8 protein-coding genes and 1 riboswitch are annotated in these 10,494 nt (G+C 46.8%); of the genes, 6 read left to right on the top strand and 2 right to left on the bottom strand.

Annotated elements, in window-relative coordinates:
• Positions 1–229 precede the first annotated feature (229 nt).
• Both recC and L1D60_RS18630 read right to left on the bottom strand, forming a co-directional pair.
• Entirely contained in the window at positions 230–3,706 is a 3,477-nt protein-coding gene (gene recC, locus L1D60_RS18635) for an exodeoxyribonuclease V subunit gamma (protein ID WP_239842414.1), read from the bottom strand.
• 127 nt (positions 3,707–3,833) lie between these two features.
• Entirely contained in the window at positions 3,834–4,784 is a 951-nt protein-coding gene (locus L1D60_RS18630) for a TDT family transporter (protein ID WP_239842455.1), read from the bottom strand.
• A gap of 202 nt (positions 4,785–4,986) precedes the next feature.
• Between L1D60_RS18630 and L1D60_RS18625 the strand changes: the two genes are divergently transcribed.
• The 6 genes from L1D60_RS18625 (at position 4,987) to dapD (ending at position 10,451) form a co-directional block, all read left to right on the top strand.
• A complete protein-coding gene (locus L1D60_RS18625) occupies positions 4,987–5,883 on the top strand; it encodes a LysR family transcriptional regulator (RefSeq protein ID WP_239842413.1) in 897 nt (298 codons plus the stop codon).
• Between the two features lie 87 nt (positions 5,884–5,970).
• Positions 5,971–6,264: a YebG family protein gene (locus tag L1D60_RS18620; protein WP_239842412.1), complete on the top strand. Its 294-nt coding sequence runs from the start codon at positions 5,971–5,973 to the stop codon at positions 6,262–6,264.
• Positions 6,265–6,421: 157 nt separating this feature from the next.
• A riboswitch (Fluoride riboswitch) is annotated at positions 6,422–6,508 on the top strand.
• Positions 6,509–6,685: 177 nt separating this feature from the next.
• On the top strand, positions 6,686–7,378 hold the full coding sequence (locus L1D60_RS18615; RefSeq protein WP_239842411.1) for an iron-sulfur cluster assembly scaffold protein: 693 nt from the start codon (positions 6,686–6,688) through the stop codon (positions 7,376–7,378).
• Between the two features lie 21 nt (positions 7,379–7,399).
• Complete coding sequence (locus L1D60_RS18610; protein ID WP_239842410.1) at positions 7,400–8,380, top strand: GGGtGRT protein; 981 nt, start codon at positions 7,400–7,402, stop codon at positions 8,378–8,380.
• A 144-nt stretch (positions 8,381–8,524) separates the two neighbouring features.
• Positions 8,525–9,166 carry a MarC family protein gene (locus L1D60_RS18605; RefSeq protein ID WP_239842409.1) on the top strand — a complete coding sequence of 214 codons (642 nt, stop codon included), beginning with the start codon at positions 8,525–8,527 and terminating at the stop codon, positions 9,164–9,166.
• A gap of 253 nt (positions 9,167–9,419) precedes the next feature.
• Positions 9,420–10,451, top strand: a complete 1,032-nt coding sequence (dapD, locus tag L1D60_RS18600; protein WP_032551396.1) for a 2,3,4,5-tetrahydropyridine-2,6-dicarboxylate N-succinyltransferase — start codon at positions 9,420–9,422, stop codon at positions 10,449–10,451.
• The last annotated feature ends 43 nt before the right edge of the window (positions 10,452–10,494 follow it).

Here is a 10,494-nt window from a genome sequence, read left to right as displayed (position 1 = left end):
AGAACCAAAAGAATAATGGTCCCTCTGACCTGTGGCCGTACAGCGAACGCCCTACACTAATAATGATTTACTGGCGGCCACTTTAATTCCTGTGCTTTCAACTCCCTGACTTCCCAGCACTTCTCTCATCTGTTCTATACTTTTCCTGAAACCACAATTGGTTTCCAGTACCCAATGGCGTGATCAGCCCTGTAGACGGAGTTGCGGCGATCTTAGCGATCGCCCACGGTTACTCTTGATCACTGGGATCAACCGCTGCTAAACGCGCTGCCTGCATGACCAGTGTTGAGTAGAGCCTTGCTTCTGCCGCCAATGTTTCATCCCACTTTGGCCAAATACGTGAGATGTAGCTATCGCGCCCTTCACCGGTAAAGGCATAACTGTCGTTGAATATATCAGCCATCTTCTTCAAAGACTTCTCTTCATCATCAACCCATTTTCCTCGGCTAAAGCCAGCTTCAACGCCCGCCAGTACCGTTTTAGGGAAATATGGTAGAGGTTGAGTCATGCCTTGATAGAACAGACGAACAAGTTCACCTAAAGTCTGTTTTGCTGCTTGAATATCGTTAAGAGGGCTAAGCGTGAGATGCACTACCCCCTCTTTTTTGTCATAGCCGATGATATGCGTTGTCTGAGGATTCCCCATCACACTACAACAGAGATGATCAATCCAAGCAGCAAGGTAATCTTGCGCGCGAATTTTACCACTGCGATAACGCACTAAGCCTGATTGATAGTGATGAGTAAGCCAACCAATCAGCTTGACCGGTTTTCCTTCGCCGAGGCTATCTATCGTGATATTCACCTCTAGATCTTCTTTCGGAGCACCGGTAACGAATTGAATCTCTTTGGCTAACTCTTCCGCCTGAACTCGGTTGGTCTCAAACTCAATGTCACCAAATGCCCCAACTGGCAAACGACCTTGCGCTTTCTGTGTAGCGACAAAGTGACGAATGGCTTCATCCGGTGATTGAGGATTATCAATCAATACTTGTAAGAGTGCGTCTTTAAGTTGATAGCTCTCTAAGCCATTCAACACGAATGGCTCATCGTCTTCCATTACAGGCAACGGTGGCTCAAATACCACCTTGAGGCGACGATTGAAGAAGTATTGAACAGGTAAACGCCAAAAACGCTGTAACTCAACTAGATCAAGCTCGAGAGGGTACGTTGCCCCTGCAAGATAATCTTCTAACGCACGATTGAATTCGCCACTACGCTCCCCCGCTCGATTAGCGGCAGGCAGCCACTCTTTAGCGTAACTGAGCTGGGTATTGTCTTGTGAGGGCATGAAAGCACTCGGACTAAATGGCGTCATGGTGTGCTCAAACATTTGCGCTTGGCTTAGTTTGCGCCCAGATTCATCGCTTCCCAGAGCTTCGTCGCCCTGTAGGCAGTAGTTCTGCTCACAATATTCGATAAGTTCAGACACCAAGACAGACGGAACTCGCTCAGTATTATCTTGTATAGAGCGACCAACATAACTGATGTATAGACTCTCTTGCGCTGATAGCATCGCCTCTAAGAACAGATAACGGTCATCATCACGGCGAGAACGATCCCCCGGACGAGTGCGACCGTTCATTAAATCAAAGCCTTCTGGTGGCATAGAGCGCGGATAAACACCATCGTTCATTCCTAGCAGACAGACTGTTTTAAATGGAATCGAACGCATTGGCATCAGAGTACAGAAGTTCACTTGCCCTGCTAAAAAGCGTTGGCTGATACGCGCCCCTGAGAGTTTGTTGTTCAAGTACTGATAAACAATGCTTGGTGATAGATCTTGCTCATACAAGGCGTCATCAAGCTGTTCGTTAAGTTGCCCGAGGGCATCACGAATCGACTTCAATACCACTTCACCTTCTAGCTCTACGCTGAAGAAGTCATCGATCAAATTCAATAGGGTCTCGCGCCAACGCTCGATCGATTGTGGCTGGTTTAGGCGCTGTCGATAGTGGGTAATACGATCAATAAAGTGCGCGAGCTTACCCGCAAGCTCTGCGCTCATGCCTTGAACTTCATCGTAGGCAGCAATCGACGAATCGGCGGCTTCAAACAATCCTGCTGATTCCGACATTGCGTAGCCAAGCAGCATACGCTGAACACCGAACAGCCAAGTATTTTGCTGTGTCTCGGGTAGGTCAAACTCTGTCGCGGTGCTGCCATCAACACCCCAGCGAATACCTGCCTCTTCAACCCACTGTTTGGCTTGTTCGAATTGATATTCATCGATATCAAAGCGCGCCATCATCGCGGGGATTTCAAGTAGCTCAAGTAATTCGGAAGCCAAACAACGACTCTTCGGCAGCGCCACCAACTGCATGAATGCAGTTAAGATTGGACTCTCTTGATCGGCCGTACGATCTGAAATTGAATAAGGGATGTAGCGCTCACCCGGCGCATTACCAAATACCGCTTGAATCGCTGGGCTGTAGGCGTTGATGTCGGCCACCATCACGATAATGTCGCGTGGCTTTAAGCTTGAATCGGCATCAAACATCGCTAATAACTGGTCGTGTAACACTTCCACTTCACGCATCGGGCTATGACAAGCGTGAACCGTTAACGACCGGTCACCAAGAGCAATACTTTGCTTATGTGTACTCGAATCGAGGATATGATCATCTTGATGTTCTTCCAGCTCTAAAATGTCGGCTTGAAGCTGATGCAATAGACTGTCGCGCTCAACATCAATGAAAAATTCATGCTCTTCACATTCAGACTGAGACAATAAAAACAGATTATCTCGACCTAGCTTGCCCATAGATGCCAGCAAGCTATTGCCCACTGCTTGGCTCGTATGCAGTTCATCTTCAACATTAGCCTCTAAGCCATCTTTTAATGGCGAGACTTCACCCTCTAATTGAGGCATCCCCTCGACCAAAGCAAACTGCTTACGACGCTGCGCTTCGACTCTTGCCAGGTACTTTCTGTCACGAATATCACCCCAGTAGTGCTGACATGGGTTCGTGAACATCAAGTGGACATCAATGTGTTCACCCATTGCCTTGAGCGCATCCATATAGCGCGGCGGTAGTGATGAAATACCAAATACAAACAATCGCTTTGGAAGATGGGAAAGCTGACCTTTCTGTTGTGCGAGCGCTTCAATAAAGTCATGGTACAAGTTGCCACGATGGTACTTTGACTGACCTTGAGACAGGGTTTGTTGGTACAAAGCTTGCCATAAAATTGGCTGCCAAGGATGCTCTTGATGACCTTCGGCATCTTGAAGTTCTGTTACTGGTTCACCAGCCTCCCAAGCTGCCATCCACTCTGGTCGATATACCAAATAACCATCAAAAATATCGGCAATTTTCTCAGCCAATTGATACAGCTTTGAGCTATCGGAGTCGTTTTCCAAATAGCGCTGTAGCGGCAAGAAATCAGGATGATCAAGCTTAGCGGGCAGAATACTCATCAGCTTCCAAGTCATCGCCTCTTTGTTGAAGGCACTGCGCTTGGGTACGTCAGGCAGGACTTGGGTAAACATCTCCCAGATAAAGGTAGCGGGAAGCGGGAAATCAATGTTTGCGGCAACACCAAACTCTTTAGCCAGCTCCATTTTCAGCCACTGAGACATACCTGGGCTTTGGACCAAGATTTGCTCTTTCTCAAATGGGTTAGCCAGAGGATCACTCTTAATCAAGTGAACGAGGAGAATTTTTAAAGTATCAACTTTATTGGAATGGTAAACAGTAAACAAAGTGCACTCACGCTAATCTTGCCACAATATACTGCCAGATTAGCATAAGTGCTGAGTTTGGATGAGCAATATAAGCTTATGAAATACCAAAAGCTTAAGGTCTGTTTATCTTTTGAACTGAGTCGCCTTACAATCGACCAGTTACGTTGACCATAACGCGATGTGGTTTGTAGTTCATGTAGTAACGTACCGCTACATAACCCACCACCAGCGTGGCAACAATAAGCTCTAAGTATGCGAGGCTAAATACTTGGTTAACATATTGCACATCGATATCCACATGTTGCATCCACGCAGCCAACTTAAACAACGCGGTCGCACCAATCACCATTGGAAAGGTAAACGCGGCGTAGCCCGGGCTAAATGGCAGGCGAAGCAGTTTAAAAAATGCCACATAGATAATGAATGTCATTAGAACCGCAATACCAAATAACAGACCAATAATAACTGGCGACGGCGTCTCAGTAACGGTCAAGTACCCAGCCAAAGAGAGACTCGCAGGAGCTGCCATAATCGCTATAGTAGGTTTAGCTGCATCTGGAATTTCATGGCGAAACATTAAGCGATAGATCATCATCGGCAACATCACAGCATAAAGCATCAAACCAAAAACGAGCGTTGCATGCGCCACTGGGGCAAGTGTTGGGTTTCCAGAAAAAGATACATCTGCGACCACAATACCGATAGGCGGAACAAACCAGCTTGGTACCATATGATGCACTTCAAACTCTTTAATTCGGTGATACAAAAAGCTCACCAAAAACACCACATGCAAACCAACTGAAAGTAGCCACACTAACTCTCTTAGGATCAGTGAAATAGGGTCAAGTGACGCCGATACGATCATACATCCCATAGCAAACGTCGGAACAACACTGCCCACCACTGGGTGCGCAAGATCTTCACGAAGCAAATGCCCGTGAACCAGAAATTTTACAGCTAAAATAGCCAACAAAACGCCTGCAATAGCGGCACTAGTCCACTGAACCAAACCCGGAGTTTGCAGTAGACCTTGAGATACTAACACCCCATCCCAACACCAACCTAAGCTGGCGATAGCAAGCGCTAAGCCTGCCATAGGTGTCGGCGCACCAGTTAATCTGTATTTTAGTCGTTGAATCATGTCAGCCTCTCTTTGGTCTTGTTCACTTATTTGCGAACTCATCAGCTTGTTGAGGCCATATTACGCTTGTGATTTGTTAAGTTATATCCAATTATATATAACAACTGTTCAATAGTTCTGAACATAATGTGCTCGTTCAAAGGTTGATAGAAAATCGATGGCTAATATTTCCATTAAACAACTCAAAGTTTTTGTCACCATCACCCAACACTCAACGATGACCGCTGCAGCTGAAGCGCTGTTTTTATCAAAGGCCGCGGTAAGCATGGCTCTTGGTGAGATGGAAAAACAACTTGGCCACTCACTGTTTGATCGTGTTAACAATCGGCTGGTCATCAACCAAGAGGGGCAAAAGCTGTTGCCACTGGCTGATGAAATTCTCCATCGAGCAGAAAGCATTGATGCCCTTTTTAATGATGATCAAGTCTTAAGCGGACTACTCAAAGTCGGTGCCAGTGACACAATTGGCAATCAAGTTGCGCCCTTTATTTTATCTGGTTTTCGCGAACAAACTCAGCATCAAGAACAAAGTTTGTTTATTTCCAACAGCGCTCTTATTTGCCAAAAGCTGGTCGATTATGAACTGGACATTGCGCTTATCGAAGGCAAGACCTTACATCCAGAGCTGATCTCAAGCCAATTTAGCAGCGATGAGATGTGTATTGTCGCCAGTGCTAATCACCCACTGGTTCAATTGGAATCAGTGCCATTAAGAGAGCTTGAGAGCAGTCACTGGATCCTCAGAGAATCCGGGTCAGGGACGCGTGAGTTTTTCCTTCGAACCGTCGCACCGCGTATCGAGCATTGGTATGAATCCTTTGAGCTCAACACGACTGAGGCGATCATCAACTCGGTCTCCGCTGGGTTAGGTCTAGCATGCTTGTCAAAACTGGCGGCAGAACCCGCCATCAAAGATGGTCGCGTCAAGGTCATTAATGTACCTCTTGATATGAAACGTCGCTTTTGGATGCTGGTTCATAAAGACAAATATCAGAGCCCACTTCTCAAATCCTTCATGAGTTATTGTGAAGAGTGGGCGACACATCAAGATTGATACTTCTATCAGGGCTGGTAACTGGACTTTTAGTCACTAAAACTGTATAAAAAGCCAGTAAAATTTATCAAACTTAGAGGATTAACCATGGCTGTTATCGTCAAGTACGTGGTGGAACGCAACGGAGAAGAGAAAATGACTTTTACCTCTAAAGCCGAAGCTGACGCATACGACAAAATGCTGGATATGGCTGATGAGCTTTTTGAACTGTTAGGCAAAAGCGAATTAGTAGAAGACGAAGGCAAGCAAGAAGAGCTTGCAATGTACCTTGCAAAGAACAAAGAAGAAGTTCTTTATGCACTAGGTGCTAAACGCAAACCAGCGCCTAAGAAAGCGAAAAAGCTTGAAGCTGTTGAAGACACGGAAGAAGACGCAGCATAACTCGCTGATACCTCTCTTAAAAAACGCCAATGACCACTCTAATTCGAGTATGTGATTGGCGTTTTTTTATATTTATCGAAATATAATGAAGCGAGTTTATAGTCAAAATCGCTCTAAACATTCCCTTGCACCAAAGTGTGATTGAGATCTAATCTATACACCATCAGGTGATGGGGTTCCACCTTGGCTTTCTAGCTTCAACCGCCCGTTCATATCGAACCGTGCTAATGACTCCTACAGAATCGAAAACAGGTATTCCTGTTGGTAGTATCGTTATACCCACCATTTTACGAGCTTAGCTTGCTCTTTTCCTTGGTGTCACGATACGCAAGATCTGTAGTGAAATTAGCCACACCTCTTCCAACATGTCCTGTTTTCTCAGCGTCCTAGGTCTTATTGACCCTACAAGTGAGAAAACACTATGCAATACTCATCTGAAATCCAAAACATGTGCCCGATTCAACGTGGCGATCTTCATGCTTCTGCACCCATTCCAGTTGAAGGTGCAATGGTCAGTCCAAAAGACGTAATTGCTATTTCCGGATTAAGCCACGGCGTTGGTGCCTGTGCCCCACAACAAGGTGCTGCGAAGCTCACGCTCAACGTCAAAAATGGCATAATTGAAGAAGCACTGATCGAAACCATCGGTTGTTCAGGCATGACTCAATCTGCAGCGATGGCCGCAGAGATCCTCTCTGGCAAAACCATTCTCGAAGCACTTAATACTGACCTTGTGTGCGATGCGATTAACGTCGCGATGCGCGAAATCTTTCTGCAATTTGTCTACGGCCGTACTCAATCTGCGTTCTCTGAGGGCGGCTTGGAGATTGGTGCTGCTCTTGAAGATTTAGGGCAAACGCAACGCAGCCAAGTCGGTACCAGCTACTCTACTTCAGCCAAAGGCGTGCGATACATGGAGCTTGCAGAAGGCTATGTCACTCAACTTGCGCTAGACGAATTCAGTGAAGTAATCGGTTATCAATATCTCAACCTTGGCAAAATGATGAAAGCTATGAACCAAGGTACGCCCGCTGCCGAGGCCGCTGAACTGGCCACGGGTACCTATGGCCGCTTCGATGAAGCCGTAAAAACCATCAACCCACGCCAACACTAATTGCCAAACAGGAATCAGACAATGAACACATTAAATACCCCATCTGTAACTCGCGTTTTGGCAGAAATGAACTTAGAGTCTCTCGACCAAGCTTACCAATACTGCCTAGAACATGATGTTGACCCGAAAGCTCTGGTGATGGACACCCAGCCTATCGCTTTCGATAGCGCAACCGAAGCTTATACTTTAGGCACAGCATTGGCGCTGCATCGTCGCGCTGAAACCGCAGAGCAAGCAGCCAATATTATCGGTGAAGCACTCCAAGCCTTTACCAAGGCCGGTAGTGTCGCAGAGCAGCGCCAAGTCGGTATTGGTCACGGAGCACTAGCCGCGCGTTTGCTTAATGAAGAGAGTGGTTGTTTCGCGTTTTTGGCTGGGCATGAGTCTTTTGCTGCCGCTGAAGGGGCGATCAAAATCGCACTGAACGTCAACAAATCTCGCACTAAGCCGCTCAAAGTAATTTTGAATGGCTTAGGCAAAGATGCGGCTTACCTTATCTCACGTATTAATGGCTTTACCTATGTTCGCACTCAGTATGATTACCAGACCGGTGAACTTATTGAAACCGAGCGCCGCCGATTCTCACAAGGCCCTCGCGGAGAAATTTTATGCTACGGTGCAGATGACGTCCGTGAAGGGGTGGCCATCATGCATCGTGAACAAGTGGATGTCAGCATTACCGGTAATTCAACCAACCCAACCCGCTTCCAACACCCAGTTGCCGGAATCTACAAAGCAGAACGTACTCGCCAAGGTTTAGCTTATTTCTCCGTGGCTTCAGGTGGTGGTACCGGACGCACTTTGCACCCAGACAATGTAGCAGCAGGTCCAGCATCATACGGCATGACTGATACCATGGGCAGAATGCACGCTGACGCTCAGTTTGCAGGCAGCTCTTCGGTTCCAGCTCACGTGGCAATGATGGGTTTCATCGGTATGGGTAACAACCCGATGGTGGGAGCAACTGTGGCATTAGCCGTAGCCGTGAGCCAAGCCGCTTAACCCCTGTACCGACACAAAAATACCAATAATAACGTGAAACAGATAGCCAGCGATTATGCTGGCTATTTTTTGCTCTCAACATGGTCTACTATCTATTCTCAGATGAGTGACACACGTTAACTCTATCTTTATTAAGGGAATAATATGAAAGAGCTGATCATCCACACCATTACGGTCTTCATGGGCTTCTTTGCCATCATGAACCCAATTGCCAATACACCAATATTCTTGGGGCTCACCGGCGACAATGATCGCGAGACCGTAAAATCCATTGCCTTTCGCTCCGTATTCATCGCTTTTATCATCGTCAGTACCTTTGCGATTTCCGGTAAACTGATCTTCGACCTATTTGGTATTACGCTCTATGCATTGAGAATTACAGGCGGGATATTGGTATTCTTGATCGGCTTTCACATGTTACAAGGCGACTCCACACACGGCAAAGCCAAAGAGAAAGTTCACTCTGATGCCCAACAGGATGCGGCACTGAGTATCGCAGTTTCCCCTCTAGCGATGCCGATTCTCGCAGGTCCTGGAACAATAGCGACCGCGATGAACTTCGCCAGCACCGAAGGGATTTATGAAACCGTCATTACCATCGTTGCCTTCGGTTTGCTGTGTACTCTCACTTATGTCCTGTTTGTATTCGGTGAACGATTTGTCAAAGCCGTTGGACCTAGTGCACTGAATGTTATCACCCGAATGATGGGTCTGATCCTAGCGGTTATCGGTATGCAAATGCTGATTGAAGGCATTGAACAAGCCTATAAAGCGCTGTTTGTTTAACGTGTATGACCGCCGAAGTCGGCACTTAGACTAAAAACGAGTGCAAAATTCACTTTATCTTGTTGCAGAAAAATATCTCTCAAAAGACAAGCAATATCATTTTACAGACTTTCTCCCCATGCGCCCTTTCATAACGAGGGCGCTCTCTTTATGATGAACCCAATTAAATTAACTTTTGCTACCCAAGCTGTTCACCACACGAGCAGCCAATCAAGAGATAGCAAAATCAAGACTCAACACATGGAGATTCAACATGGCTTACTTTTCACTAGCCTTTGGTACGGCGACCAAAAACCGCGACAATAAAATCATTGAAGCGTTCTTCCCTAACCCACTTCTAAACCCAAGCGATGCTCTTGTAGCCGCTGTGGCTGAAGTTGCAGGTTACACTGAAGGCAACCAAGCTATCGAAATCTCTGCTGCACAAAGCGCAGAACTGGCGAAAGCATTCGCAGCAAACGACGATGCAGCAAATGCGTCTTTCGCAGAAAAAGCAGCAGCGTCTGAGCAACCACTTGTTCTTGTTGTTCTTGCAACAGATGAGAAGCCAGCTTCAGTAGCGGAAGGCTTCCTTAAACTACAACTTATCTCTAACCGCCTAGTTCAACCACACGGTACTGTACTAGATGGTATCTTCGGTCTACTGCACAACATCGCATGGACAAACGAAGGTCCAATCGATCTTCCTGAGCTAGCAGATCGCCAAATCGAAGCTCGCCTAGCAGGTCGTGCTCTGTCTGTAGATTGCGTAGACAAATTCCCTAAAATGGTAGATTACGTAGTTCCAGCAGGCGTGCGTATCGCTGATACGTCTCGCGTCCGTCTGGGTGCTCACGTGGGCGAAGGCACAACGGTTATGCACGAAGGCTTCATCAACTTCAACGCAGGTACAACAGGCGTGAGCATGGTTGAAGGTCGTATCTCTGCAGGTGTTGTTGTTGGTAACGGTTCAGACATCGGCGGTGGCGCTTCTATCATGGGTACGCTTTCTGGCGGCGGTACGGTTGTTGTATCTATCGGTGAAAACTCACTGCTAGGCGCTAACGCGGGTCTTGGTTTCCCACTAGGTGACCGTTGTACTGTAGAGTCTGGTCTGTATGTAACTGCGGGCTCTAAAGTACGTATGCTTGACTCTTCTGGTCAAGAAGTTGAAGTGGTTAAGGCTCGCGATCTAGCAGGCGTTTCTGACCTACTATTCCGTCGCAACTCTGTGACTGGTCAGATCGAGTGTCTTGCTAACAAATCAGCTGTTGAACTAAACAGCGAGCTGCACAGCAACAACTAATCTTGTAGCTATTAGTATCTTGCTATAAATAACGAAGCCGCTG

The organism is Vibrio sp. Isolate30 (assembly GCF_022397975.1).
Lineage (GTDB): Bacteria > Pseudomonadota > Gammaproteobacteria > Enterobacterales > Vibrionaceae > Vibrio > Vibrio fortis.
This window is presented reverse-complemented; position numbering and strand designations above follow the sequence as displayed.